32 protein-coding genes are annotated in these 26,158 nt (G+C 62.4%); 21 read left to right on the forward strand and 11 right to left on the reverse strand.

Annotated features, from left to right (window positions below; translation table 11 throughout):
• The first annotated feature begins 5 nt into the window (after positions 1–5).
• Positions 6–914 (forward strand): helix-turn-helix domain-containing protein, encoded by a 909-nt coding sequence (locus tag ACIPHN_RS05080; protein WP_400433690.1) that lies wholly within the window; start codon positions 6–8, stop codon positions 912–914.
• On the opposite strand, the gene ACIPHN_RS05085 is transcribed toward ACIPHN_RS05080, so the two are convergent.
• From ACIPHN_RS05085 to ACIPHN_RS05105, 5 genes are all read right to left on the reverse strand, one after another.
• Positions 911–2,515 carry an ATP-binding protein gene (locus ACIPHN_RS05085; protein WP_400433693.1) on the reverse strand — a complete coding sequence of 535 codons (1,605 nt, stop codon included), beginning with the start codon at positions 2,513–2,515 and terminating at the stop codon, positions 911–913. The two genes, ACIPHN_RS05080 and ACIPHN_RS05085, sit on opposite strands and share 4 nt — an antisense overlap.
• A gap of 7 nt (positions 2,516–2,522) precedes the next feature.
• Positions 2,523–2,960 (reverse strand): response regulator, encoded by a 438-nt coding sequence (locus ACIPHN_RS05090; RefSeq protein WP_400433695.1) that lies wholly within the window; start codon positions 2,958–2,960, stop codon positions 2,523–2,525.
• A gap of 179 nt (positions 2,961–3,139) precedes the next feature.
• Positions 3,140–3,382: a DUF1427 family protein gene (locus ACIPHN_RS05095; RefSeq protein ID WP_400433698.1), complete on the reverse strand. Its 243-nt coding sequence runs from the start codon at positions 3,380–3,382 to the stop codon at positions 3,140–3,142.
• 12 nt (positions 3,383–3,394) lie between these two features.
• Positions 3,395–3,562, reverse strand: a complete 168-nt coding sequence (locus ACIPHN_RS05100; RefSeq protein ID WP_400433701.1) for a DUF1427 family protein — start codon at positions 3,560–3,562, stop codon at positions 3,395–3,397.
• Positions 3,563–3,628: 66 nt separating this feature from the next.
• A complete protein-coding gene (locus ACIPHN_RS05105) occupies positions 3,629–4,318 on the reverse strand; it encodes a hydrolase (protein WP_400433704.1) in 690 nt (229 codons plus the stop codon).
• 270 nt (positions 4,319–4,588) lie between these two features.
• Between ACIPHN_RS05105 and ACIPHN_RS05110 the strand changes: the two genes are divergently transcribed.
• From ACIPHN_RS05110 to ACIPHN_RS05125, 4 genes are all read left to right on the forward strand, one after another.
• Positions 4,589–6,472 (forward strand): amidohydrolase, encoded by a 1,884-nt coding sequence (locus ACIPHN_RS05110; RefSeq protein ID WP_400433707.1) that lies wholly within the window; start codon positions 4,589–4,591, stop codon positions 6,470–6,472.
• 2 nt (positions 6,473–6,474) lie between these two features.
• Positions 6,475–6,927, forward strand: a complete 453-nt coding sequence (locus ACIPHN_RS05115) for a DoxX family protein (protein ID WP_400433710.1) — start codon at positions 6,475–6,477, stop codon at positions 6,925–6,927.
• A 147-nt stretch (positions 6,928–7,074) separates the two neighbouring features.
• Complete coding sequence (locus ACIPHN_RS05120; RefSeq protein WP_400433713.1) at positions 7,075–7,896, forward strand: alpha/beta fold hydrolase; 822 nt, start codon at positions 7,075–7,077, stop codon at positions 7,894–7,896.
• A gap of 5 nt (positions 7,897–7,901) precedes the next feature.
• Positions 7,902–8,435 (forward strand): Dps family protein, encoded by a 534-nt coding sequence (locus ACIPHN_RS05125; RefSeq protein ID WP_400433715.1) that lies wholly within the window; start codon positions 7,902–7,904, stop codon positions 8,433–8,435.
• A 144-nt stretch (positions 8,436–8,579) separates the two neighbouring features.
• Here ACIPHN_RS05125 and ACIPHN_RS05130 read toward each other — a convergent pair whose 3' ends face one another.
• Positions 8,580–8,732, reverse strand: coding sequence for a hypothetical protein (locus tag ACIPHN_RS05130; protein WP_400433718.1), 153 nt, complete (start codon positions 8,730–8,732; stop codon positions 8,580–8,582).
• Between the two features lie 473 nt (positions 8,733–9,205).
• Here ACIPHN_RS05130 and pepA point away from each other — a divergent pair, with 473 nt between their 5' ends.
• The 9 genes from pepA to ACIPHN_RS05175 all read left to right on the forward strand — a co-directional run bounded on the left by pepA (position 9,206) and on the right by ACIPHN_RS05175 (position 15,765).
• A complete protein-coding gene (pepA, locus tag ACIPHN_RS05135) occupies positions 9,206–10,048 on the forward strand; it encodes a flocculation-associated PEP-CTERM protein PepA (protein WP_400433720.1) in 843 nt (280 codons plus the stop codon).
• A 419-nt stretch (positions 10,049–10,467) separates the two neighbouring features.
• Complete coding sequence (locus tag ACIPHN_RS05140) at positions 10,468–11,100, forward strand: LysE family translocator (RefSeq protein ID WP_400433722.1); 633 nt, start codon at positions 10,468–10,470, stop codon at positions 11,098–11,100.
• An 81-nt stretch (positions 11,101–11,181) separates the two neighbouring features.
• Positions 11,182–11,706, forward strand: coding sequence for an AAA family ATPase (locus ACIPHN_RS05145; RefSeq protein WP_400433724.1), 525 nt, complete (start codon positions 11,182–11,184; stop codon positions 11,704–11,706).
• A 6-nt stretch (positions 11,707–11,712) separates the two neighbouring features.
• The gene (locus ACIPHN_RS05150) at positions 11,713–12,162 is read left to right on the forward strand and encodes an acetyltransferase (RefSeq protein WP_400433727.1); all 450 of its coding nucleotides are present in this window, start codon (positions 11,713–11,715) and stop codon (positions 12,160–12,162) included.
• A 2-nt stretch (positions 12,163–12,164) separates the two neighbouring features.
• Positions 12,165–12,920, forward strand: coding sequence for a hypothetical protein (locus ACIPHN_RS05155; protein ID WP_400433730.1), 756 nt, complete (start codon positions 12,165–12,167; stop codon positions 12,918–12,920).
• Between the two features lie 132 nt (positions 12,921–13,052).
• The gene (locus ACIPHN_RS05160; protein ID WP_400433733.1) at positions 13,053–13,382 is read left to right on the forward strand and encodes a hypothetical protein; all 330 of its coding nucleotides are present in this window, start codon (positions 13,053–13,055) and stop codon (positions 13,380–13,382) included.
• 343 nt (positions 13,383–13,725) lie between these two features.
• Positions 13,726–14,244: a hypothetical protein gene (locus ACIPHN_RS05165; RefSeq protein WP_400433736.1), complete on the forward strand. Its 519-nt coding sequence runs from the start codon at positions 13,726–13,728 to the stop codon at positions 14,242–14,244.
• 73 nt (positions 14,245–14,317) lie between these two features.
• Entirely contained in the window at positions 14,318–14,629 is a 312-nt protein-coding gene (locus ACIPHN_RS05170; protein WP_400433739.1) for a hypothetical protein, read from the forward strand.
• A gap of 107 nt (positions 14,630–14,736) precedes the next feature.
• The gene (locus ACIPHN_RS05175) at positions 14,737–15,765 is read left to right on the forward strand and encodes a dienelactone hydrolase family protein (protein WP_400433742.1); all 1,029 of its coding nucleotides are present in this window, start codon (positions 14,737–14,739) and stop codon (positions 15,763–15,765) included.
• A gap of 70 nt (positions 15,766–15,835) precedes the next feature.
• Here ACIPHN_RS05175 and ACIPHN_RS05180 read toward each other — a convergent pair whose 3' ends face one another.
• Positions 15,836–16,456, reverse strand: coding sequence for a response regulator transcription factor (locus ACIPHN_RS05180; protein ID WP_400433745.1), 621 nt, complete (start codon positions 16,454–16,456; stop codon positions 15,836–15,838).
• Between the two features lie 273 nt (positions 16,457–16,729).
• Between ACIPHN_RS05180 and ACIPHN_RS05185 the strand changes: the two genes are divergently transcribed.
• A complete protein-coding gene (locus tag ACIPHN_RS05185) occupies positions 16,730–17,431 on the forward strand; it encodes a YoaK family protein (protein WP_400433747.1) in 702 nt (233 codons plus the stop codon).
• Positions 17,428–18,015 carry a TMEM175 family protein gene (locus ACIPHN_RS05190; RefSeq protein WP_400433750.1) on the forward strand — a complete coding sequence of 196 codons (588 nt, stop codon included), beginning with the start codon at positions 17,428–17,430 and terminating at the stop codon, positions 18,013–18,015. Before ACIPHN_RS05185 ends, ACIPHN_RS05190 begins: the two co-directional genes overlap by 4 nt.
• A gap of 18 nt (positions 18,016–18,033) precedes the next feature.
• Here ACIPHN_RS05190 and ACIPHN_RS05195 read toward each other — a convergent pair whose 3' ends face one another.
• The 4 genes from ACIPHN_RS05195 to ACIPHN_RS05210 form a co-directional block, all read right to left on the reverse strand.
• Positions 18,034–18,687, reverse strand: a complete 654-nt coding sequence (locus ACIPHN_RS05195) for an HAD family hydrolase (protein WP_400433753.1) — start codon at positions 18,685–18,687, stop codon at positions 18,034–18,036.
• Between the two features lie 143 nt (positions 18,688–18,830).
• Complete coding sequence (locus ACIPHN_RS05200; protein ID WP_400433755.1) at positions 18,831–19,511, reverse strand: MgtC/SapB family protein; 681 nt, start codon at positions 19,509–19,511, stop codon at positions 18,831–18,833.
• Between the two features lie 76 nt (positions 19,512–19,587).
• Positions 19,588–20,103 (reverse strand): GNAT family N-acetyltransferase, encoded by a 516-nt coding sequence (locus ACIPHN_RS05205; RefSeq protein WP_400433758.1) that lies wholly within the window; start codon positions 20,101–20,103, stop codon positions 19,588–19,590.
• Positions 20,104–20,116: 13 nt separating this feature from the next.
• A complete protein-coding gene (locus ACIPHN_RS05210; protein WP_400433759.1) occupies positions 20,117–21,007 on the reverse strand; it encodes a LysR family transcriptional regulator in 891 nt (296 codons plus the stop codon).
• A 140-nt stretch (positions 21,008–21,147) separates the two neighbouring features.
• On the opposite strand from ACIPHN_RS05210, the gene ACIPHN_RS05215 reads away from it, so the two are divergent.
• From ACIPHN_RS05215 to ACIPHN_RS05235, 5 genes are all read left to right on the forward strand, one after another.
• Positions 21,148–22,095: an amidohydrolase family protein gene (locus ACIPHN_RS05215; RefSeq protein WP_400433762.1), complete on the forward strand. Its 948-nt coding sequence runs from the start codon at positions 21,148–21,150 to the stop codon at positions 22,093–22,095.
• Between the two features lie 42 nt (positions 22,096–22,137).
• Positions 22,138–23,472, forward strand: a complete 1,335-nt coding sequence (locus tag ACIPHN_RS05220) for an MFS transporter (protein ID WP_400434058.1) — start codon at positions 22,138–22,140, stop codon at positions 23,470–23,472.
• Positions 23,469–24,389: an SMP-30/gluconolactonase/LRE family protein gene (locus ACIPHN_RS05225; protein WP_400433765.1), complete on the forward strand. Its 921-nt coding sequence runs from the start codon at positions 23,469–23,471 to the stop codon at positions 24,387–24,389. The genes ACIPHN_RS05220 and ACIPHN_RS05225 overlap by 4 nt, the downstream gene beginning before the upstream one ends.
• Before the next feature lie 83 nt (positions 24,390–24,472).
• Positions 24,473–25,162, forward strand: a complete 690-nt coding sequence (locus tag ACIPHN_RS05230; protein ID WP_400433768.1) for an RraA family protein — start codon at positions 24,473–24,475, stop codon at positions 25,160–25,162.
• The gene (locus ACIPHN_RS05235) at positions 25,159–26,121 is read left to right on the forward strand and encodes a hydroxyacid dehydrogenase (RefSeq protein ID WP_400433771.1); all 963 of its coding nucleotides are present in this window, start codon (positions 25,159–25,161) and stop codon (positions 26,119–26,121) included. The genes ACIPHN_RS05230 and ACIPHN_RS05235 overlap by 4 nt, the downstream gene beginning before the upstream one ends.
• The last annotated feature ends 37 nt before the right edge of the window (positions 26,122–26,158 follow it).

A 26,158-nucleotide genomic window follows, 5' to 3' on the forward strand; every position in this document is an offset into this window, starting at 1 on the left:
CCGTCATGCCGGCTTCGACTCCTGTCACCCCCGCCACCCCCTCCGCGCCCCGCAGCGACTCGCTGGGCTGCATGGCCTCGCGTCTGCAGCAGAGCGAGGAACTGCAGGGCAGCGATTTCAGTTTCTACCGCAAGCGCGTCGCCGGTGACGAGATCTCCCAGGTGCGCACACCGGCGTCAGAACGCGGCTTCCTGCTGGGGATATCGATGTCGTCCCGGCACCGTCGCAGCATCTTCCGTGGCCGTCACGGCGCGCAGCACGACTTCGAACGGGGCGGCATCTATCTCCGCGATTTCTCCGAGGACTACCGCGCCGACATCCATGGCGCCTTCGATTTCCTGTTGGTGGAATTGCCACCGGCCTGGTTTGAGCAGGCCGGCAGCGAAAGCGGTCGCCGCATCAACGGTCTTCGCAGCGTTACCGGCCAGCACGATCCAGTGCTGCAGCACCTGGCGCAGGCGCTGGCCCCGGCGCTGGCGCGTCCCGATTCCGACAGCATCCTCTTCGCCGACCAGCTTGGCGTGGCACTGGGCACCCACTTGCTGCAACGCTATGGCGGCGCTCCCGAGACGGCAGCGCGTAGCGTGCGTCTGTCGCGCCTGCATGAAGAGCGCGCCAAGATGATGTTGCTGGAGAAGGTCAAGGGGGATGTCTCCATCCCCGCCATCGCGCGCGAATGCAATATGTCGGCCAGCCATTTCCTGCGCGCCTTCAAGGCCAGCACCGGCTATACGCCGCACCAGTGGCTGCTGTTGCAGCGGGTGGAGATGGCGCGCCAGTACCTGCGCAATACCGACCTGCCGCTGGCGGAGATCGCGGTGGCCTGTGACTTCTATGACCAGAGCCATTTCAGCCGGGTCTTTTCGCAGGTGGTCGGCAGTGCTCCCGGCGCCTGGCGGCGCGGCCTGCGCTAGGGCACGCGTGGCAGGTTGAAGCAGAACACCGTGCCGCGCGGCTGGGCCGGTGCCACCCGCAGGCGACCCCGGTGGTTTTCGATGATGGAACGGCAGATCGCCAGTCCCATGCCCATGCCATCCTGCTTGGTGGTGTAGAAGGCATCGAAGACGCGCGGCATCGCCTGCGCCGGGATGCCCTCGCCACTATCTTCGATGCAGACCTCGACATGCTGCTCGTTGCAGCAGCGCGAACAGATGCGCAAGGTCCGCACGCCCGCGCTCATCCCGGCCATGGCTTCGATGGCATTGACCACCAGGTTCAGCAGCACCTGCTGCAGTTGGACCTGGTCTCCCAGTACATGCAGCTCGGCCGGGTTCAGGGCCAGCACCAGCGAGATATCGCGGCGCTCCAGTTCGCTGCGCGACAGGGCCAGGATGTGGTGGATGGCCGCATGGACATCGACCCGCTCGAAGACCGGCGTGCTGTTGCGCGCCAGGCCCTGCAGCCCGGTGATGATGCCGGCAGCGCGTTGCCCTTCGGCGATGATGTCGCGCAGGCCGGCGCGTGCGTGCTCCAGGTCGGGTACGGCGCGGTCCAGCCAGCGCAGGCTGGCGCCGGCATTGGCGACGATGGACATGAGCGGCTGGTTGATCTCGTGGGCGATGGAGGCGGTGAGCTGGCCCACGGTGTTGGCCCGCGAGACGCGTTCCATGTCGATCTGCGCCGAGCGGATGGCATATTCGGCCTGCCGTCGCACGGTGATGTCGGTGGCCGTGCCCACGTATTCGACAAAGCTGCCATCGACCCACACCGGCTTGCCGATGCCCGAGATGTAGCGTACCTCGCCGGTATCCTGGCGACAGATGCGGTGCTCCAGGCGGATGGTGCCGCCCATGGCGACGGCGGCATTGACGGTGTCGATGACCTCGTGGCGGTCGTCGGGATGCATCAGCGCCGCGAATTCATCGTAGTTGATGCAGTTGCGCCCCGGTGCCAGGCCATAGATGCGGCATAGCTCCTCGGAACAGAACATCAGGTCTTCGCGTACCAGGTAGCGCATGCTGCCGGTGTGGTTGAAGCGCTCGCCCTGCTTGAGCTGTTCCTGGCTGGTACGGAGCTCCCGCTCGGCACAGGCCAGTTGTTCATTCTCCTGCAGGACCTTCGCATGCGCCCGGGCATTGGCCAGGCAGATGGCGGCGTGGGAGGCCAGTTGCTCCAAGCGATGGCGGGTGGCCGCATCGGGAGCGCTGTCGCGCTGCAGATAGAGCGTGGCCAGCGTTTCTCCGCCATGCACCAGCGGCAGGGCCAGCGGCGCCGTGGTCAGTTCGGCGCTCTCGGCCAGGCGATGGCGGCGCGCGTTATAGACATCGTCGCCACAGCGCAGCGCCTCGGCCGCTACCAGCGGCAGGCCGGCTTCGCTGCGCACCAGCAGGCAGCGTTGTGCCTCCCCCAGCACGCAGGCGGCGCGAACGATGGCCGGCTTGAGCGTGACGGGATCCAGCAGCGCCGACAGCGCGCGCAGCGCATCGAAGAGGGCGTCGTCATTTTCGGAAAGCGGCAAGGTGCGGGGCAAGGCATGCTCCAGGGGACGGTGGCTCAGGCCAGCATTGTGCCGCATCCTGTGCTCAGTTGCGGTCCTGGCGCAGGGCATGCGCCAGCAGTGCCAGCAGGGTATCGGCATGTACCGGTTTGGCCAGCAGCGGCAGCGCCAGGCTGAGGGCGCGTTGCCGCTGACGATGGGTGGCCTGGGCCGACATGAACAGCAGCGGCAGGGCGGGCCGCAGCAGCGCCAGCCGCTCGGCCAGCTCGAAGCCGCTCATGCGTGCCAGCCGCAGGTCGACAATGGCGCAGGCGGCCGTGCGCAGGCAATCGGCCGCCAGGAAATCCTCGGCAGCAGCAAAGCTGCAACTTCGATACCCGGCCGAATCCAGCAGATTGCACAAGGCCGTGCGTACCCCCTGGTCGTCATCGATGACCGCAATCGGTCGATGCGATGCCGGCGTGTTGTCCCCTTCGCTCATCATCGTCAGCCGTAGGCCAGCGTCATGCGCGGGTCGCGGCATGGCGTCGGCGGTAGCCCTTCCCGCCGTTGGCAGCGGCGGAAACGGATGCGCGCGGCCGTGGCCGCAGCGCTGGAGTCGTGCGTGCCGGTGTGTCCGGCGTGGCGTGCTGATGGCGTATCTGGTTCACCCGAAGGTGTCGGCTCTATGGCCTGGTACGACGTACTGCTCATTGCTGTGGCTCAAGGCTCTTCCGGTGGCGGCGCGCCGGTGATCTTGGGAATGCACTCACGGTGGAACCACGCTGCCGTCAGCGCTTCACCGGCCAGCTTGCGCCGCACGATGGGTACCAATTGCTCGCCGATCAGCATGCCCAGCAAGCCCAGCAGGGCAATCACCGGCGGTGCTGGCGAAGGCACTTGCAAGGCGGCGTAGATGAGGCCGGCAAGGACCCCCATCAACAGGGAAATCAGGTAGGGTTTCATGCACTCTCCCGTTCAGGCGCCCAGCAGGTGGGCCACGCCAGTGACTAGGCTCGCACCCAGCACCATGCCCAGCAGGCCGATGAGGGCGATGCCCGGTGGCGCCGGCGAGCGCACCTTGAACAGCGCATAGAACACGCCGATCAGAATGCCGGCGCCCAGTGAAATCAGATAAGCGGACATGGCCAGCTCCTCGTCAGGACCGCCACGGCCCCGACAGGAACCGTGGCGGCGATGGACAGCAATGGCTTACTTGGCCGGCACCGGGGCCAGGGTCTTCTGGTTGCCGTGCGGACGCTGGTCGGCCTTGTGGACCATGGTGTAGGCGTAGTCCACGCCCATGCCGTAGGCACCGGAGTGTTCGCGCACGATGTCCATGACGGCGCTGTAGGTCTCCTTGCGGGCCCAGTCGCGCTGCCATTCCAGCATCACCTGCTGCCAGGTCACGGGAATGACGCCAGCCTGGATCATGCGCTGCATGGCGTAGTCGTGGGCTTCCTTGGAGGTGCCGCCGGAGGCGTCGGCCACCATGTAGATCTCGTAGTCGCCTTCGGCCATGGCACACAGGGCGAAGCTGTTGTTGCAGACTTCGGTCCACAGGCCCGCCACGACCACCTTCTTCTTGCCGTTGGCCTTGAGGGCGTCGCGCACCTTCTGGTCATCCCAGGAGTTCATGGAGGTACGTTCCAGGATGTCGTGCTCGGGGAACACCGACAGCAGCTCCGGATAGGTGTAGCCGGAGAAGCCCTGGGTTTCCACGGTGGTGATGACGGTCGGGATGTTGAACACCTTGGCCGACTTGGCCAGGGCGACGACGTTGTTCTTCAGCGCCTGGCGATCCATCGATTGCACGCCGAAGGCCATTTGCGGCTGATGATCGATGATGATGAGCTGGCAGTTGGTCGGGGTCAGCACGTCGAGTTTGGTATTGGTGGTCATGATCGTTCCCAAGGTAGTGGGTCAGTGGAGGAGGGCGGGTCAGCGCCGGCCGGGAGAGAGCGGCACTGCCGGAGGCGATCATAGGCAAGCCGACCGGTACCTGCCATTATCTGTTCGTATAGCTAGACGCCATGACCGCGTTTTTGCACACTGCATGCACACTACGAATACCAACCAGGCCGCATGGGATTGCCACGTTTGTCATCTGTCCCGGCATCGATATGCGGTCATCGCCACCTCCATCGCCGTCGCTTTCCCATCGGAGCTCCCATGACCCATGCAGCCAGTGTTTCTCCCGACCTGATCCTGATCAACGGCAACATCCATACCGTGGACAGACAGAACCCCATCGCCGAGGCCGTCGCCATCGGTGGCGGCAAATTCATCGAAGTGGGCGCCACCGCCGATGTCATGCGCCTGAAACAATCCGGCACCCAGGTCATCGACCTGGGCGGACGCACCGTCATCCCCGGCCTGAACGACTCCCACCTGCACCTCATCCGTGGCGGCCTGAACTACAACCTGGAACTGCGCTGGGAAGGCGTGCCCTCGCTGGCCGACGCCCTGCGCATGCTGAAGGACCAGGCCGCGCGCACCCCCCATCCGCAGTGGGTGCGCGTGGTCGGTGGCTGGACCGAGTTCCAGTTCGCCGAGAAGCGCCTGCCCACCCTGGAAGAATTGAACGCCGCCGCGCCCGATACCCCGGTCTTCGTGCTGCACCTGTATGACCGCGCCCTGCTCAACCGCGCCGCGCTGCAGGCCGTGGGCTATACCAAGGACACGCCCAACCCGCCGGGTGGCGAGATCGTGCGTGACGCCTCGGGCAACCCGACCGGCATGCTGATCGCCCGTCCCAATGCCATGATCCTGTACGCCACGCTGGCCAAGGGCCCGACCCTGCCGCAGGAGTACCAGGTCAATTCGACCCGCCAGTTCATGCGCGAGCTCAACCGCCTGGGCGTGACCAGTGCCATCGACGCCGGCGGCGGCTTCCAGAACTATCCCGACGATTACCAGATCATCAACAAGCTGGCTGCCGACGACCAGCTCACCATCCGCATCGCCTACAACCTCTTTACCCAGAGCAAGGGCGGCGAGCTGGCCGACTTCCAGAAATGGACCAGCATGGTCAAGCCGGGTGATGGCGACGACTTCCTGCGCCACAACGGCGCCGGCGAGATGCTGGTATTCTCGGCGGCCGACTTCGAGGACTTCCTGGAGCCGCGCCCCGAGCTGGCCGATGGCATGGAGGACGAGCTGGAGCGCGTGGTGCGCCACCTGGTGGCCAACCGCTGGCCGTTCCGCCTGCACGCCACCTATGACGAATCGATCGCGCGCATGCTGGACGTGTTCGAGAAGGTCAACCGCGAGATCCCCTTCGATGGCCTGCACTGGATGTTCGACCACGCCGAGACCATCACCGAGCGCAACATCGAGCGCGTGCGGGCACTGGGCGGCGGCATTGCCATCCAGCATCGCATGGCCTTCCAGGGCGAATACTTCATCGACCGCTACGGCGTGGAAGCGGCCGAACATACCCCGCCCATCGCCAAGATGCTGGAGATGGGCGTGCCGGTCGGCGCCGGTACCGACGCCACCCGCGTGGCCAGCTACAACCCCTGGACGGCGCTGTACTGGCTGGTGTCGGGTCGCACCGTCGGCGGCGCCAAGCTCTACGGTGCCGCCGGACGCCTGCCGCGCGAGACCGCACTGGAACTGTGGACGGCCGGCAGCGCCTGGTTCTCCAGCGAACAGGACAAGAAGGGCCGCATCCAGGCCGGCCAGCTGGCCGACCTGGCAGTGTTGTCGGCCGACTTCTTCAGCGTGCACGAGGATGAGATCAAGGGTATCGAATCGGTGATGACGGTGCTCGGCGGCAAGGTGGTCTATGGCACCGGCGCGTTCTCCTCGCATGGTCCGGGCGAGATCCCGGTCCTGCCCGAGTGGTCGCCCGTGGCCAAGGTGCCGGGTCACTATCGTGCCGTGGCAAAGACCGACGCTGCCCGCCAGAAGAAGGCAACCCTGCCGCATGCCTGCGTCGGTTCCTGCGGCGTGCATGGTCACTCCCACGATGTGGCGCGCAAGTCCAGCGTCCCGGTCTCCAACTTCGCCGGCTTCTGGGGCGCGTTGGGTTGCAGCTGCTTCGCGTTCTGATCATGCAGGCGCACCCCATCCCCCGCCGGCGGGCGCTGCCGGTACCACCGCTGGACCTGGGCCTGCTGTTCCTGCGGCTGGCCGGCAGCTTCATGCTGTTCTATGTGCATGGCTTGCCCAAGCTGCTGCATTACGCACATGAGCTATCGGTGATCGAAGACCCCTTCGGCCTGGGCCCGGCGCTCTCGCTGTGGGCGGCGATCCTGGCCGAAGCCGTCTGCCCGGTGCTGATCGCCCTGGGCCTCTTCACCCGCCTGGCCTGCCTGCCCATCATCGGCGTGCTGCTGGTGGCCATGCTGGCCGTGCATCCCGGCTGGAGCATCGCCGAAGGCCAGTTCGGTTGGCTGCTGCTGGTGATCTTCACGGCCATCGCACTGTGCGGTCCGGGCCGCTGGGGCCTGGGCGCAGCATCGACCACGGCCACGGCTCCCCTCCCGTCCTCGGCTTCGCGCTAGGACCGGGGATCCATCCCGCCGGCGATGGGCTGCTCCATCGCTGGTTCCCTCATCGTTTCCCGCTGCCCGGTCAACCGCCGGGCGGCTTCTCCACGCGGTCCGCACCCACCGGTATCGGCCACGACACCTCACCCAAGGAGCATACCCATGAGCACCCTCACCACCCGCGACGGCACCGAGATCTACTACAAGGACTGGGGCAGCGGCCAACCGGTCGTCTTCGCCCACGGCTGGCCGCTGGACGGCGACATGTGGGAATACCAGATGCACTTCCTGGCCCAGCGCGGTTATCGCGTGATCGCCTATGACCGTCGCGGCTTCGGTCGTTCCAGCCAGCCCTGGAACGGCTACAACTACGACACCTTCGCCGACGACCTGGCCGAACTGATGAATCACCTGGACCTGCAGGGCGCCACCCTGGTCGGCTTCTCCATGGGCGGCGGCGATGTGGCGCGCTACATCGGCCGTCACGGCAACAAGCGTGTGGCCAAGGCCGCGCTGCTGGGCGCGGTGACGCCGATCTTCGGCCAGACGGCGGACTTCCCGCAAGGCGTGCCCGCCGCCGTCTTCGATGGCATCAAGGCTGGCCTGTCAAAGGACCGCGCCCAGTTCATCAGTGACTTCGCCACCCCCTTCTTCGGCACCAACCGCGCCGGCCACCAGGTCAGCGCCGGCATCCTGGCGCAGACCTTCAATATCGCCATGCTGGCCTCGCTGAAGGGAACCATCGATTGCGTAACGGCCTTCTCGCAGACCGACTTCCGCGCCGACCTCGACAAGTTCAGCTTCCCGACCCTGGTCATCCACGGTGACGACGACCAGATCGTCCCCTTCGAGACCACCGGCAAGCTGGTCGCGCAGCAGGTGCCGGGTGCGCAGCTCAAGGTCTATGCCGGCGCGCCGCACGCGCTGTGCTTCACCCACAAGGATCAGGTCAACGCCGATCTGCTGGCCTTCCTGGAGGGCTGAGCATCATGACCCTGGACGCCTCCCAACGCCAGCAACTGGAACAGCGCCGCCTGGCGCCGCTGGCCACCCCCAGCCTGCTCTCGCCACAAGCCAGCCAGGAGATCGGCGGCGCGCTCACCATGCTGCTGGCCGACATCTTCGCGCTGTATCTGAAGACCAAGAATTTCCACTGGCACATGTCGGGGCCGCATTTCCGCGACTACCACCTGCTGCTGGACGACCAGTCCCAGCAGATCATCGCCGTCACCGACGCGGTGGCCGAGCGGGTGCGCAAGATCGGCGCCACCACGCTGCGCTCCACCGGCCACATCGGCCGGCTGCAGCGCCTGTCCGACAACGACAGCGACTTCGTGACCCCCTCGGACATGCTGGCCGAATTGCGCGAGGACAACCTGCGCCTGGTCGGTTTCATGATGGCAACCCATGAGCTGTGCGACGAGCACGGCGACGTCGCCAGTGCCAGCCTGCTGGAGAACTGGATCGACGAAGCCGAGCAGCGCGCCTGGTTCCTGTTCGAATCGGGACGCACGTCGGCCTGACGGCCCTGTCCATGTGACTGTGCCCTATTGATTCCAGGCAAAAAAAATCCCCGGTCGCTTGACCGGGGATACAAACCAAATCCACCAGGATTCAGGGAGACAGGGATAGCGGCGCGCAGTGGCAGCACCGCCTGAATGAATGGGTCAGACCGGGATCGGGCCTGCCAGCTCGCCGACGCTGTGCGCCAGCGGATGGTGACGCCACTTCGACTCGGCAAACAGGTAGACGCCCAGTGAAGACAGGACCACGGTGATCAGGCCAGAGAGAATGACGGTCAGCAGGAAGGTGGTGAACATGATGATCTCCTCAAGATGAAGTCATCTTAGGCAATGCCTTTCTGGTTGGCTGTAGTGATATTCCCTAGAAAACACACAGGCCGCTCAGGAAATTCCCGAGTGGCCTGGCCTGCACGGCGCATTCGTACCGAGGCAGGCGCCCCTTCCCATCCGCCAAGGCATTCGTCAGGCCCACGTCAGCGGCTATTGATTCCCGGCAAATGATTTTCATGATGGCTATTTTGTTGTGCCGGATTTCTTTACACCCTGGGTCAGAAATCCATCATTCCGTCGTGAGGATTGTTGTAAGTGATTGAATTTAAAGTATAAAAATTTCTGGCACGCTGATTGCTTAATACTTTGCATCGAAGACGAACAAGTTGCCATCAAACAAGTCGGAACGGTTTAATGCGCGAAATGTCTTGATCGAAAAATCATCTGTTTTAAGCCGTCATCCGAAATTAACGTATTTGAGATCTCACCTGGGGACCAATATGATCAGCCTGAAAAAACTGCGTACCGTTACCGCTGCTGCCTTCCTGACCGTTGCAGCTGTCGCGGCCCATGCCACTCCGACCTTCACCGTCAATCCGAACAGCAACGGCCTGGCTACGCAAGGTAGTATCTTCACCGCTGACTCGCTCAATGGCGTGTCGTCGGCGCGCATCAGCTACACCGGTACCAGCGGTGGCGCCTACAACTACACGGGTGTCGGTTATATCGACTACACCTCCTTCAGCCTGAACGACTCTGGCATCAGCGCGGTCATCACCCGTGACAATTTCGACTACGGCATTTATGCCACCTTCACCCAGACCTTCTCCTGCAGCTCCTTCCTGGCACCGGGCGTGAGCTGCGCGGTCACCTCGATCACGCTGAACCTGTGGGGAGATCCGGGCAATGACAACACCTACAACAAGGCTACGGTCAACACCAACGCCAGCGTGAATACCGTGGGCACCCAGGTTCTGCTGGGTACGGTCACTGAAGTTGTTGCAGGCACCGCCGGTATCAATGCTCTGGGTGGCGCGTTCCAGAACATCAACACCAACTTCAACCTGACCGCTGCCGGCCAGCTGTTCTTCATCTCGCCGAATCCGTTCTACCAGTTCGCGTTCAGCGCCTTCAACAACACCTCGCAAGGCCTGAGCTGCAACGGCAATACCAACGTGAGCACCGGCGGTGCCACCAATGGTTGCGCTGGCTCGTTCACCTCAGTGGCGATCAACAACGAATCCGGTATCACCGACTTCAACAACGTACCGGAACCGGCTTCGCTGGCCATCTTCGGTATCGGCCTGATGGGTCTGGTGTCCCTGCGTCGCCGCAAGTCCTGATTCCGGACAGCCAGTTTCAGTCTTGCCTTGACGGCCCGGTTGCGCAAGCAACCGGGCCGTTTGTCTTTGTGCCGTTCGCGCCAGCAGCGAACGCATTTCCAATGCCACACCAGTCCAGGCTTCATCTGAGCCTCGGCTGACGCAGTGCGCCTAACATCGGCAGCGCCGCTCTTGGCGTCGATCGACATACCCCCCCCAAAAAACTCCCTTTATTGTTAAGTTAAGTGCTTAACTAAGTATTGCTGGAAAATGTAAGGGAAATAACGGTTGGGACTCTCGTATTTCAGATCGATGTTGACGCGCAGGAAGCCATCAGCAGAAGAGATGCGCCGCCGGAAGCGGACATCCAGATAAAAAGACAGTAGCATTCCCAACTTCGACGTACGCCTGCATGGGTACTCATCTCGGAAGGATAGAGCATGCAAAACATCTGGATGTTTGTCGTCGCGCTTGCCGCGGTCTACCTCGTGCCAGGCCCGGATATGCTTGTCATCCTGCAGACCTCCGGCAGCCAGGGCAAGCGGGCGGCATTTGCCGCAGCTGCGGGACTAGGCCTGGCACGCGCTGCGCACGTCACGCTTGCGGCCTTCGGATTGGCGACATTGCTCAGAACCGCACCGTGGGCTTTCGAGCTTGTCAGGATGATCGGTGTGACCTACCTGATTTGGTTGGGGATCAAGCTGGCAAGATCCAGGTCGTTGATGGTCGATGTAAACAACGGCGCTCCGGCCGCCGCCAACGTCTATCGGACAGCAGCATGGCGCGGCCTGCTGACTAACATCACTAATCCCAAAGCGCTTTTGTTCTGTTCCGTGCTCTTGCCGCAATTCGTTCACGCCGGCGGCGTCGATATTGGTCTTCAGTTTCTGTGGCTAGGTATCGTTCTTGTTTTCATGGGGCTGTTGTTCGACACCATGTATGTATTTACCGGAGTGGCGCTCGGCCATTGGGTCAACCGTAAGCCGCTGGTGCAGGCAATACAGCGCTGGACGTATGCGTCGCTGCTCATTGGCTTCGGAATCAGGCTGGCGGTCGCTGGACGGCCAGAGTGACAGAGCGACGGCAACTCTCGGCCAATTCCAAACATCCAGTGATCCGCATACACTTGTATCCTGGTACTGAAAACTCACGCAATGAATCAAGTGCATCTCGTTGAAGGCCCAGTCGGGGCTGGCAAATCCACCTTCAGTACTGTCTTGGCCGAAAACATCGGCGGTGTACATATTCCGCTCGACGAATGGTTCGCCAAGCTCTTTAGTCCGGATCGTCCCGAAGGTGATTTCGTCCCATGGTATATCCAGCGCAAAGAGCGTTTGTTAGAGCTGATCTGGATGCATAGCCAAAAAATACTGGATTCAAGGCGAGATGTTGTATTGGAACTCGGCTTGATCCAACAATCACCGCGAATGGCGTTTTGCCGACGAATCATAGACGAGGGATTTTCACTTCGTATGCATGTGCTTGATGCACCTCTGGAACTTCGTCGCGAACGTGTCCGGCGAAGGAATGAGGAGCAAGGTCCCACATTTTCGATGCTTGTGCCGGATCACATATTTGAGATCGCGAGCAAACTTTGGGAACCGCCGGATGAATTTGAGTGTGAAGAATTCGATATCGATTTTGTCAGCACTAACTCGATACCGCCGGCTATTACCTAGAGACGAATGATGAATATTAGAAAATCACATCGCAAGGATGGCGATCGGGTACTGGAAATCTGGCGGAATGCAGTACTGGCCACGCATGATTTTTTGAGTCAGACAGATTATGCGGAAATTGCCAGTGAAGTCCGGGATTTTCTTCCAGCTGCTCCATTGCTATTAGCCGTTGACGAGAACGACAGGCCGCTGGGCTTCATGTTACTGGACGACTCGCACATGGAGGCATTGTTTATCGATCCCGCCCATCATGGCAAAGGTATTGGCCGTGGCCTGGTCGAGTACGCATTAACTTTATCGCCTTCTCTGACGACGGATGTAAACGAACAAAACGAGCAGGCATCCGCTTTTTACTTGCACCTGGGTTTCGTCGAAACAGGTCGATCAGAAATAGACGGTCAAGGACGTCCTTACCCGCTGCTTCATTTGGAATTTCGGCACCAGCGGTCAATCTGATCTTGACGCCGGTTGTGAGCGGCCCTGACACACGGGCCATTGCAATTTCGTCAGTGCTGCTTTCGGCCAAAATCGGTCGATCAAAGAGCAAGCTGAACAGCATCTTCAATGAAAAATCCAATGGATCAAGTCCAATGAAGACAACTCGAACGCCACTAGTTATACGAATCGCATTTATCATTTTGTCGGTTGTCCAGAGCAATACGATGGCTATGTCACCAGCGATGCCTGAACAGATAGTTTGTGAAAAGGATGAAATTGTCATAGCCACAGTACTTTCTGCTGGTAGGAATCTCTGTTCGCGTGAAGATGAAGCGCGTGATCCAGCTATCTGCGGGGTATCTCTAAAAGGTGTGAATCTAAAACTGAAAATAGATAAGGTGATTGCCCAGCGGGCCGGTGATGTAAGCGTCGCGGGCGCCATGATGCGCCCTGTCGAACCGGGAGAGATTTATACCGGGAGGATGACTGGACGAATTCCGTTGTCACGAGCAGAAGAACAAGAAGAGAGCAACTGGTTTCGGGAGATACTCCGGCGTACCGGAAAGATTCCTAATCCAACGGAGACGAATGAGCGAGCAGATACCGTCATAGATAAGAATTTGGTGGGTAAGCAAGCGATCTTTAGCTTTTATTTCTCGCCGTCAGATTCTGTTGCTCATATTGCTGATGCTTGGCCATTGGAGAGTGAGTCATGGGTACGAAACATCCTTACTGAAAAGAACATTGGATATGTTTGCCCCAAATTAGTCGATTGACTCTGCACTTCTTCGTTGCTCACAGCCATCTCTAGAAAACCTTCTTTCGGCGGCGGACGTTCAGCGCAGGGCAACCGCTGTCAGAATCTGAAACAAACAAACGCTAAAAATCAGGATTTCAAAGGAGAAGCAATGAGCCTGGATTTCATCCTTATAAAGTCCCACGGTTATCCTCTTTGCATGGATGACATTGAGGTGGACAGCCAGTTTGGCGCAGCCGACTACAAAAAGATGGCAGATCGTTTTTTTGGCCCTGTGGACTGGACCGGGGAGACTGGAATCGCAATTCACGATGAGATGAGTTTTGAACTGAAACTGAGCGACACTTCATTGCATGTGACGGTCCGAGGCCCCGGGGATAGAGTCGCCTTCATTGATAACATCGCGGCACTCGCGATCAAGGAGAACATTGCAACGGTCGATGTTCAAGGGTCGGAGCTACTGCTTCCCATCAACGACTAGCGTTCATGACGCTGGCCGCTTCCGGCCAGTAACGGACGTTCCGAATCTTTAGAAAGGGCAGTATGGAATATCGGTTTCAGATAGCGTCGGACGTTATCCGTGATGGGCTAGGCGTGGAACTGGTAGATTCCATCGGCAAAGTCCTTGCCGAAGTCTTCAGATGCGACGCTGATCATTCGTTCACAATTTCTTTGTTTACAGACGGGCTACCATTTCCGCTGATTGAGAAGCTGGTTCTCATGGCACGTAGTGAACTAGGCGCTTTTGAAGATGGTAGTCCGTTGCCAAAACCGGCGTGACGACAATCGGCCAAAACCAAACATCTGAATAAATAGAACATTAGATGGATAAATTACTTCGCGCATTCGTACGATCTAGAGGTCTCAAACTAGCTGCTCTGAGACTGCCCGACGCATTGGAAATAATGTCGGATTTTTGGAGTACAAAGGCAGAAATCGAAGTTCATCATGAAGATGGCGATGCGTTGGTTGCGTATGAAGACGTAACAGACCACGGCAGAGGTACCCGATTGGAAATCGGCCTGATCCGCCTACTGCGGCTGCCTGTATCTGACTCTTCACATCAAGTCCGACGAGCAATAAGGCTTCGCTTGAGGCTTTGCTACAAGTGGGACATGGATGTCATAAGGGACGTGCTACCACACGGAACCTGGTCTATAGCCTGTTGGAGCGTTGATGAATTGCAGCGCTTCAAGCAGGAAGTGCAGGATAACGCCGCATTTCAAGCTATGTGCACTAAGGTTCCAGCTGAAGTAAATATAACGCTTGAAGATGCGATCTACCCTGGGATCAATCACCGTCCGAATTCGGATCAGAGGCAATCCTGGTGGGGAGTAGTGTGACGTAAGAAGCGGGGACTACTCTGTGTGTCCGCAATCGGCCAGAGACAGAATTTTTAGCTACCGGGGAATATGCATGAGCAGCATCGGTTTGATTATTGTTGAAAAGCGAGAGTTGAAGGAGCTACCTCAAAATTGGGTTCCAATCCCACTCGGCCCTCGCCCGTTGGTACAGAATCTCGTTGAGAAATCTCTTTCGCAGAACGAACATTTGGCATTAGAGATGAGCATTGAAGGCGAAGAGGAAAGTGCAGATCCACGGACAATTTCTGTATCAGGTGTTTGGGGAGTGGAGGAAATGCTGGTGATCAAGTCGATTTGTAGTCAGTTGGGCGCTAGGTTTTATGACGCTGAGTCTGGAGAATTTCTAGATCTGAATACCATCTGACCGCTATCGCCCAGCAGCGGAAGTCCTTGAGGAAAGCTCACGTACCACGGGGTATCGACCAAGGCGGACCATTGAGTCACATAGAGAGCGCAAAAGCGGGAGAACTGATGTATCCATCTCATCTCAAACGGATAAGAATTTATAAAATTCTCCCGATCATCGTCATGTTCATGCTCAGCATGGGCAGTGCATGCGCGGCGTCAATCACGCCCTTTACTCCAGACGAAGGCCATGCAAGCACCATCACCTTCGAGTCAGTCACGCCCACACGGATCAGGGATTTCGTGGAGCGTACTGCCGACAACAAGGTCTCCATTACAGGACGCCTGAGCTTCCCCGACGCGATGACGTCTACCGTTCCGGCGGTCGTCATCCTGCATGGAAGCAGCGGTGTCAATCCCGGCGAAATGGTCTGGGCGCAACGCTTGAACGCGATGGGATTTGCCAGCTTCGTGGTCGACAGCTTTACCGGAAGAGGCATCTCCAATACCGAGGCAGACCAGAGCCAGCTGTCGATGACTGCGGGGATAGCCGATGCCTACTTTGCGCTACGCCTGCTGGCGGCGGATCCGCGTATCGACAGGAGAAAAATCAGCGTGATGGGCTTCTCGCGCGGGGGGATTGCCGCACTGTATTCGGCGCTCGATCCATTTCGCCGCGCCGTGATCGACGACGATTTGCACTTTGCCGCCCATATCGCCTTCTATCCCGGATGTGGCGTGCACTACACATCGGCACATCTGGATGGCGCGCCCATACTGATGCTGCTCGGCGGCAAGGACAATTACACGCCGGCAGCCCCCTGTGTGAGCTACGCCGATGATCTGCGCCAGCAAGGCGCGCAGGTCACGCTGAAGACTTACCCCGACGCATATCACGCATTTGACAGGCCGACGCGATTGCATGTCGTCAGGGCGGCAACGAGCGCACGCGATTGCCACGGTACCTATGATCTGGACACCAACAGATTCACGATGCGCAAGGATGAGCAAACCTTGTCAGGGGCCGAGGCCACCGCAGAATCCAGGCGCTGCCTGAGCTATGGCGTGATGCTTGGCGGGGATAAGCTGGGGCGCGAGCAATCGCCGGTGGATGTTGCCGCATTTCTCAAAGCGGTCGTTGATAGCGACAAATGACGTCCCGAGCGGGACTCGCTCGCACGCACGTCGTTTGATGAGAGGCTTTCCAGAAGTCAGCTGAGCCCGACTAGCGCTGCCGCGCCGAATGGATCTGCAGCCGCTCGGCCGTGCGCACCAGGTCGGCCAGGGTGCGGGTCTGCATCTTGTCCATCACGCGGCGCTTGTGGACCTTGACCGTGATTTCGCTGATGCCCAGCTCGGTGGCGATCTGCTTGTTGAGCAGGCCGCCGATGGCCAGTTCCAGGACTTCGCGCTCGCGCGGGGTGAGCGTTTCCAGGCGCGAGGTGCTGGCCGCATGCTCCACCCGCGACAGCAATTGCCGCTCGGCGATTTCCAGGGCTTCCCCGACCGCGTCCAGCAGCCGTTCGTCCTGGATGGGCTTGGTCAGGAACTCATGCGCGCCAGCCTTCATGGCCTGTACCGTCACGGGAATCGTGCCGTAGCCGGAGATGAAGATCACCGGCAGGGCGTCGCCGCGCTGCTCCAGCTGGCGGACTACCTCGAAGCCATCCGGCCCCGGCATCTGCATGTCCAGCAACAGGCAGCAGGGTGCCGGCGGCAGCGGCGTCTGCAGGAACTCCTGCGCCGAGGCGAAGCCCCGCGCGGCCAGTCCGGCCGAGGCCAGGAGGCGCAGCAGGGCCGTCCTGACCATGCCATCGTCATCGACGACGAATACGATTCTTTCCATGGGCTTGTCCGTCAGCTGGGTTGCGGGAGTCGGTGGGCAAGGCAGGGCCTTGCCAGCTGCTGACGCCCATCATCGGCATTCATGGCGGATTTGGATTGTACAAAGATGCTGTTTTTTGTAAAAAATGTGCCCGCATCGATGATTCTGGGAAATATTGCCTGGTCGGCAAGCACCTGCCTATCCGTAGAGATAATGGGCGGCCGCGCGCGCCAGTGCTAAGGTAGGCGGCCTTGCCCCTGAATCCTGATTTCCGAATCCCGAAGCGAGCCGTCCATGAATGCAGCCCAGCGCAACCGCCTCCAGTCCTCCGGTCTGGCCTTCCTCGCCGCCTATGTCGATACACTGGGCTTCATCGCCCTGTTTGGCCTGTTCACGGCCCATGTGACGGGCAACTTCATCCTCATCGGGGCGGCCCTGGCCGACAGTTCGCAGATGTCCATCCTGCTGAAGTTCCTGGCCTTCCCCGCCTTCATCGTCGGTGTGGCCGTGGCGCGCCTGGCGATCGCCGCCATCCAGCGTCGCCAGGGGCGTGCGCTGGCCTGGTCCTTCCTGTTGCAGCTGGTGCTGTTGCTGGGCTTCATGGTCTGCGGCATGGCCGCCGCGCCGGTGCAGTCGCCCACGGCCGGCTGGGTGATGGCCGCCGGCCTCCTGGGTACCGCTTCCATGGGCGTGCACAGCGCCATCAGCCGCTTGCTGCTGGCGCACCTGGCGCCGACCTCGCTGATGACGGGCAACGTGACCCAGGTCGTCATCGACCTGGTCGACATGCTGCGCGGGGCGGCCGATGCCGGCACCACCGAGCGCTGCATCAAGTTCGTCTGGCCGGTGCTGTCCTTTGGCATTGGCGCCATTGCGGCGGCCTTCGCCTACCACGCCATCGGCTTTGCCGGCCTGCTGGTGCCGGTGCTGATCCTGGTGGTCCTGGTGGTGTGGGAGTTCGGACAGCCGCCTGCCAACGCCGCTGCCGGCAAATGAACAAGTCGCGCCTGGAAGCCTTCAGCGATGGTGTCATCGCCATTGCCATCACCATCATGGTGCTGGGCTTGCAGCCGCCCCGTGGCGCCGCGCTGGCCGACCTGCTGGCCTTGCTGCCGCCACTGCTGAGCTACCTGCTCAGCTTCGTCTACGTGGGCATCTACTGGGTCAACCACCATCATCTGCTGCAGGTCGCCACCCAGGTCGACCGGCGAGTGCTGTGGACCAACCTGCACCTGCTGTTCTGGCTGTCGCTGCTGCCCTTCGTCACCGGCTGGGTTGCCGGCCATCATCGCGAAAGCGTGCCGGTGGCCTGCTACGGGCTGGTGCTGCTGATGTGTTCGGTGTCCTTCCTGCTGCTCAAGCGCGCCCTGCGCCACAGCGAAGCCGATCATCCGCTGCGGGCGGCGGTGATCGGGCAGGGGCGCAAGAACACACTGTCCATCCTGCTCTATGCGCTGGCCATTCCGCTGGCGCTGCCCAGTCCCCTGGGCGCTACCGCCATCCACGTCCTGCTGGCATTGCTGTGGTTCCTGCCGGATCATCGCTTCGAACAGTTGCGCGTGCGCGCCGGGCTGGACTAGGGCCTGTCAGGCCCCGGGTCAGCCGGCGAGCTTGTCCCACAGGGGCTGGCCGTTGAAGTCGCGGATCACCGCGTGGGCGCCGGCGGCGCGCAGGCGGGTCTCGTCCAGTCCACCCAGCATGCCGTAGGTCCATACCTTTGCGCCGCTGGCTGCTTTCACGCCCGAGCTGGAATCCTCGAAGGCCACCGCCTCGTCGGCGCGGCCGCCCAGCAGTTGCAGGGCGGTGAGGTAGGGCAGGGGATCGGGTTTGGCGCGTGGCAACTCGTCACCGATCACCAGCGCATCGAAGCGCCCGGCCAGGCCGGTGGCTTTCAACATCAGTTCGGCATTGGCGCGCGGCGCATTGGTGACCACGGCGCTGCGTCCGCCGATGCGGGCGATGTGCTCCAGCAGGCGGGCGATGCCCGGTGTCGGCTCGACGTGCTGGTCCAGCTGCGAACGGAACAGCTGTTCCTTTTCCTCGGCCAGCGGCAGGTACTCCGAGGCCGGCATGCCGGGGAAGAGATGGTCGAAGATCATGGCGTTGGACGCGCCCATGATGTGGGTCTTGTAGTAATCCACGTCGACCTCGCGGCCCCAGCGCGCGAGGATGGTATTGAAGGCGGCGTGGTGCAGGGCATCGCTGTCCATGAGCGTGCCGTCGAGGTCGAACAGGAAGGTGGTGATGGCCATGGGGGCTCTCTAGAAAGGGAGAGGGCCATTCTATAAGACTGGCTCAAGTGCTGCTGGATCTCTTCCGGCAAGTCGCCCTGTTTTCTTCCTGCACTCCTACGGCAATTGGCGAGCTGCGCCGATGGCCGGCCATGCGAGGCCGCTCAGAGGTCGGAATAGTCGAAGGACTTGATGCCCTCAAGCTTGAGGAAACCCTGCACGATGCGGTCGAATTCCTTCTCCGAGGTATGCGAGAGGACGATGGCGACCTCGTCATAGCCATTGCCGTCGGCTTCGCGCTTGACCAGGAACTTGCTCACGCGTCCGGCCGAGGCACCCATGAGGGTGTGCAGGTGGCCGATGTTGAAGGTGTCGGCATGGACCAGGAAGGTGATGCCGCGCTTTTGCTTGTCGGCGAAATAGCGCCGCTCCAGTGGCTTGATGCCAGCCAGGATCAGTAGCACGATGGCCGTGCCGGCCACGGCCGCCACATACATGCCGCCGCCCACGGCCAGCCCGATGGCCGCCACCGTCCACAGGCTGGCGGCCGTGGTGAGACCACGGATGATCTCCCCGCGCAGCAGGATCGAGCCCGCCCCCAGGAAGCCGATGCCCGACACCACCTGCGCGGCCATCCGCGAGGGATCGAGCACCACCTTGTCGGATTGCAGGATGTTGGAAAAGCCATAGACCGATACCAGCATGATGAGGCTGGAGCCGACACAGACCAGCATGTGGGTGCGCAGGCCGGCGGCCCAGGACAGGCGCTCGCGCTCGATGCCGATCAGGCTGCCGAGGATGGCAGCCACGCCCAGGCGCAGGATGACGTCCATTTCAGGGATCATGGGAATCTCCTTGTGGATGAGGAGGGAGGTGGATGCTCCTCGCGTAGAAGTAAATGATTTATATAATTTACTCCGGTTACCGATTTTTTGCAGGAATGGCGGTGAGCATCTGCAGCAGATCGTCCTGCGGGCTTCCCATCACCATCGTGGCGGCGGGCTGGCGGACATAGTGGATATCCCATTCTTCTTCCTCCACCTGCACGAACCCATGCTGCTGGTAGAAGCGGTTGGCATCGCTGCCGCGCAGCGCGCCCAGCTTCACCGGCAATGCCAGCCGGTCGGCGCAGGCCAGGATGCGCTCCAGCACCTGGCCGCCGCGGCCTCCTCCCTGCCATGCGGGCAGCAGGTAGAGATGCTGCAGCTTCAGGCAATCTTCCTCGCGTCGCAGCGAGAAGAAACCGAGCGGCCCCTGGCCCTGGTCACCCATGATGAAGAAACACTGTGCCGGCACGAACGTGGACAGGAAGCGCATGCGCGCACGCTCCGGGTCGAAGCGGCCGACGGCCATCAGGCTGGGGCGCATGGCGGCGATGCGCATGGCCACCAGTTCTTCGGCATCCTCGGCGCGGGTGGGGATGAAGCTGAGCAGCATGGATCTCTCCTCCTCAGTTGGCGGGCGTGCCGGTCTGGCGGCGGATGATGCCGATCAGGCGCTGCGCCGCCGGCGACAGGTACATGTCGCGCCGGTAGGTCAGGCCCATGCGGCGCAGCATGGTGGTTTCCTTCAGCGGCACTTCGCGCAGATTGCCGCGCCCGGCTTCCAGGTTCAGCTTGGAGGCAAAGCCCAGCAGGTTGCTGCGCTCGATCAGGGGCATGATCATGTTCAGCACCGTGGGCGTGATCTGCACCGAGGGCCGCGCCAGATGGTGACGGTCGAAGACATTGTCCAGCCATTGCCGGCTCAGTACCGAGGTGGCCGGCAGCACCCACTGGTACTCCAGCAGCGTGCGCAGGCGGATCTTCTGCCCGAAGATCGGGTGGCTGGCGCTGGCCATGACCACCATCTGGTCCTGCATGATCTCTTCGGTCTGGAAGACCTCGTCGTTCTGGATCATCGGTCCCAGCACGATATCGAGTTCGCCGGCCTTGAGACCTGCCAGCAGGGCGTCGTTCATCGAGACCTTGAGGTCGATGGTGACCTTCTGTGCCTCGGCCAGCAACTGCTCGCAGATGCCCGGCAGGATGTGCTCGGCCAGCGTGGGGATGCAGCCCAGGCGGATGTTGCCTTCGCGGCCGTTGGCGTAGTCGCCGATCTCGCGGGCGGTCTCGTCCATCATCAGGCCGATGCGGCGCGCCCGGTTCAGCAGGGCCTGGCCCACGGCGGTCAGGCGGATGCCGCGTCCCACCCGCTCGAACAGCGGCGCGCCCAGCTCATCTTCCAGGCGGTCGATGCACTTGGTCAGCGCGGGCTGGGTCTTGTAGAGCCGTTCGGCGGCGCGGCCCACATGCCCTTCCTCGGCGATGACCTCGAAATAGCGAAGATCGCGGAAGTCCATGATTCATTCCTGAGATTTATGGTTTGTAAAATAAAAGCAAATATACATTAAATATTCCGGCACGTAGACTGGCCTCCAAACAATAACCCCGCCCGCTCGATCACACATTCGCGGCGCCGGAAACCATGGAGACAAGTCCGATGCACACACCCCCATCCAGGCGCCAGTTCCTGCGCCGCAGTGCCGCACTGGCCGCCGCCGTAGGCAGCGCTGCCTACGCCCCGTCGCTGCTGGCCCAGGAGGCCGCCTACGCCCATTCCGCTGGCAGCGAACGCGCTAGCGTCAGCCTGCCGGCCGATGCCTGTGATTGCCACATGCACATCTACGATGATCGCTTCCCCTGGGCGCCGGGTGCCAAGTTGCTGCACCCCAATGCGACGGTACCCATGTACCGCCGCCTGCAACAGCGCCTGGGCACGACGCGCAACGTGGTGGTGACGCCGTCGGCCTACGGTGTGGACAATCGCTGCACCCTGGATGCCCTGGCGCAACTCGGATCCAGCGCGCGCGGTGTGGCCGTGGTCAACGATGCCGTCACCGATGAAGAGCTGCAGCGCCTGCACCGCGCCGGCGTGCGCGGCCTGCGCTTCAACCTGGCGCTGGGCTCGGTGACCACGGTGGCGATGATGGAACCGCTGGCACGCCGGGTGGCGCCGCTGGGCTGGCATCTGCAGATCAACATGTCCAACGACGACCTGCTGGCCAACCGTGCCTTGCTGGCGCGCCTGGCGGTGCCGGTGGTGTTCGATCACTTCGCGCGCATTCCCTTGCAGGCCACGGCGGCGCACCCGGTGTTCGATTTCGTGGGCGGCTTGATGCGCGAGCAGCGCGCCAGCGTCAAGCTCTCCGGCGCCTATCTCTACAGCAAGAGCGGTGCCCCGGACTACGCCGATGTCGCCCCGCTGGCGCGCGCGCTGGTGCAGCTTGCGCCGACCCAGCTGGTGTGGGGCAGCGACTGGCCGCACCCGACCGAACCGCACAAGCCCGACGACGCCCGCCTGCTCGATGTGATGAGCACCTGGCTGGGCTCGCCCGAGACCCTCTATACCGTGCTGGTGGCCAATCCGGCGCGCCTGTACCACTTCTGAAGGAAGGCCATGCACCAGCTCTCCAACCCTGCCAACCCGGCCATGACGCCAGCGCCAGCGCCAGCTTCTGCGGCGGCCAGCGCCGCCGTGAGTGAAACGGCCACCATGAAGAAGGTGATGCGTCGCCTGATTCCCTTCATCCTGCTGTGCTACGTGGTCAGTTATCTGGACCGCATCAATGTCGGCTTCGCTGCCCTGACCATGAACCGCGACCTGGGTCTGACGCCCTCGCAGTTCGGCCTGGGCGCGGGGCTGTTCTTCATCGGCTATTTCTTCTTCGAGATCCCCAGCAACCTGGCGCTGCATCGCTTCGGCGCGCGCATGTGGATCTCGCGCATCATGATTTCCTGGGGTGTGATCTCCATGGCCACGGCCTTCGTGGTCGGCCCCAAGAGCTTTGCACTGGCGCGCTTCTTCCTGGGCATGGCTGAGGCCGGGTTCACGCCGGGCATCTACCTGTACTTCACGCAATGGTTCCCGGGCGCCTGGCGTGGCAAGGCGACTGCCTTCTTCCTGGTCGGCATCCCGGTGGCCAACATCATCGGCTCGCCGCTCTCGGGCGCGCTGATGGAATTGCACGGCATGTGGGGCTTCCAGGGCTGGCAGGTACTGTTGCTGCTGGAAGCCGTACCGGCGGTGGCGCTGGGCGTGCTGTGCCTGTTCCTGCTGCCGGATCGTCCGGCCAAGGCCGGCTGGCTCACCCCGGCCGAGAAGCAATGGCTGGAAGGCGAACTGGCCAACGAGCAGAACGTGCTGGCCGCGCGCCATGGCAACAAGTTGAAGGATGCCTTCACCAACTGGCGTGTGTTCGCCCTGGCCGGGGCCAATTTCTGCGGCATCATCGGCTCGCTCAGCATCGGCCTGTGGCTGCCGCAGATCATCAAGGAGTTCGGCCTGCCCGCGCATCAGGTCGGCCTGGTGGCAGCGGTGCCCTACATCGTGGGCGCCATCGCCATGACGCTGTGGGCGCGCCTGGCCAACCGCAGCCGCAACCGCCTCTTCCTCGTGGCCGGTGCCATCGTGCTGGCGGCGGTGTCGCTGGCGATCTCGGCCTTCCTGCATACGCCGCTGCTGAAGATGCTGGCCATCACCGTGGCGGTGGCCTCCATCCTGGCCTTCCAGGCCACCTTCTGGGCCATCCCCTCGGGCTTCCTGACCGGCCGCGCTGCCGCCGGCGGACTGGCCCTGATCGTCTCCATCGGCAACCTGGGCGGCTTCGTCGGACCGTCGGTGATCGGCTTTATCCGGGAATCGACCCAGGGCTTTACCTATCCCCTGATCTTCGTGGCCGGCGCCTTGTTGCTGGGCGCGGTCATCACGCTGGCGCTGGGCGATCCGGCGCGCGCGGGCAACTCCACCTCCAAGGAAACAGCATGAGCTTCTTCGCACCGCCCCCGGTGGTCGAGACCACCGTCTTCACGCGCCTGCCCGATCATTTCCGCAAGCCCAGGAAGAATAGCTGGGGCGACGCCAACCGCGGCGGCCTGCCCATCGATTCCTTCCTCGAAGGGCCGTCCTTCGACCGCCAGGGCCGCCTGTACGTGACCGATATTCCGTATGGCCGCATCTTCCGCATCTCGCCCGAGGGCCAGTGGGAACTGGTCACCGAATACGATGGCTGGCCCAATGGCCTGAAGATCGACAAGAGCGGCCGCATCGTCATCACCGACTACAAGCGCGGCCTGGTGCAACTGGATCCCGATACCGGCGTGGTATCGCCGCTGCTGGAGACGGTCGGCTCGGAAGGCTTCAAGGGCGTCAACGACCTGGTGTTCGGCCCGCAGGGCGAGATCTATTTCACCGACCAGGGCCAGACCGGCCTGCAGGATCCCACCGGGCGCGTCTACAAGCTCTCGCCGGAAGGCCAGCTCAGTTGCCTCATCAATACCATCCCCAGCCCCAACGGCATCGTCTACGACCCGGCGCTGAACCACCTGCTGGTGGCGGTGACCCGGGCCCAGCAGATCTGGCGCATCCCGCTGCACCACAACGGCGTGGTCGGCAAGGTCGGGGTGTTCGCCAACCTGCATGGCGGCATGGCCGGGCCCGACGGCCTGGCGCTGGATTCGGAGAGCTGCCTCTACATCGCCCATACCGGTTTCGGCTCCATCTGGCGACTCTCCAAGTTCGCCGAGCCGCTGCTGCGGATCCGTTCCAACGCCGGTATCTCCACCACCAACCTGGCCTTCGGCGGGCCGCAGGGCAAGAGCCTCTTCATCACCGAATCCCAGACCGGATCCATCCTGCGCGCCGACGTGCCGGTAGCCGGCCTGCCCATGTATTCCCACGCCTGAGCTTCAGCACGGGCCGCATCACATATTGCTGCATCACACATGCATTACACATCGCCAACTTCCAGTAAAAGCAAAGGATCATCATGAGCACCCAACCCGATTTCATCCGCGACATCGAACGCGTCGACGCCGGCATCGTCGCCCAGGCCTCCGAATTCGCCGCCTCCATCCTGGCCGACGTGGCCGGTCGCCGTGGCACCCTGTGCAGCCGCATCGCGCCGCTGTCGCCATCGATGCGCGTGGCCGGTCCCGCCATCACGGTCGAGGTGCGTCCCGGCGACAACCTGATGATCCACGCCGCCATGGCCATCGCCAAGCCGGGCGACGTGCTGGTCATCGATGGCAAGGGCGACGAGACCTGCGCGCTGATGGGCGAGATCATGGTGTCCCAGTGCAAGGCCAGCGGCCTGGCCGGCATCATCATCTACGGTTCGGTGCGCGATACCGAGGCGCTGCGCGAGATCGGCTTCCCGGTCTATGCCGTGGGCGCCAATCCCAATGGTCCCACCAAGAACATCGCCGGCCGCGTGAACTGGCCGGTGTCGGTGGGCGGCACCAGCGTGCAACCGGGCGACCTGATCGTCGGCGACGCCGACGGCGTGGTGGTGGTCGAGCGCGAGAAGGCCGCCTCCCTGCTGGCCGCTGCCGCCAAGAAGGTGGCCGACGAGACCAAGCGCCTGACCGAGATCCGCACCGGTGGCCCGCTGCGTCCCTCCTGGCTGGAAGGCGCGCTGCGCAAGGGCGGCGTGCTGGCCGAAGGAGAATCGCTGTGAGCGGCGTCGCCAAGAAGGGGGTGGTGATCGTCACCGGCGTGGACCTGGCGCCGGCGGCGGTGGCCATCCTGCGTGACTATGAACTGGTCTATGCCGGCGCCAAGCCGACCGAGGATGACATGGTGCGGCTGTCGCAGCAGCACCAGCCGGTGGGCATCATCGTGCGCTACGGCGGCGTGAGCGCGCGCGTCATGGACGCCAACCCGGGCCTGCGCGTGATTTCCAAGCATGGTACCGGCATCGACACCATCGACAGCCAGGCCGCACAAGCACGCGGCATCGCAGTGAAGGCGGCGGCCGGTGCCAATGCCCCGGCCGTGGCCGAGCACACCTGGGCGCTGGTGATGGCCTGCGCCAAGAACGTGGTGGGCCTGGATGCGCGCATGCGCCAGGGTCACTGGGACAAGTCCACCCACAAGAGCCTGGAGCTGCAGGGACGTACCATCGGCCTGGTCGGCTTCGGCGCCATCGGTCGCCGCGTGGCGGCCACGGCGGTGTCGCTGGGCATGCAGGTGCTGGCTTACGATCCCTTCGCCAAGGAAGCCCCGGCCGGCGTGCAACTGGCCGACCTGGAGACGCTCTTCGAGCGCGCCGACGTGCTCTCGCTGCATTGCCCCCTGACCGCCGAGAACCGTCACATGATCAATGCCGCCTCGCTGGCGCGCATGAAGGATGGCGCCATCCTGGTCAACACCGCCCGTGGCGGCCTCATCGACGAGCAGGCCCTGATCGCCGCGCTGGCCTCGGGCAAGCTGCGCGCAGCCGGCCTGGACAGCTTCGAGAAGGAACCCTTCGCCGCCCCGCATCCCTTGCAGAATGTCGCCAACGTCATCCTCAGCCCGCACATCGGCGGGGTTACCGAGGACGCCTATGTCGCCATGGGGACGGGGGCGGCCAGCAATGTGCTGGCGGTGCTGGAAGCGCAGGCTGCACAAACCACACAAGCCGTGCCGGCCTGATCCATAATCACCACGGGGCCAGCCGCCAGGACAAGGC

This window comes from Herbaspirillum sp. NPDC087042 (assembly GCF_044745245.1).
In the GTDB taxonomy this organism is placed as follows: Bacteria; Pseudomonadota; Gammaproteobacteria; order Burkholderiales; family Burkholderiaceae_D; genus Herbaspirillum.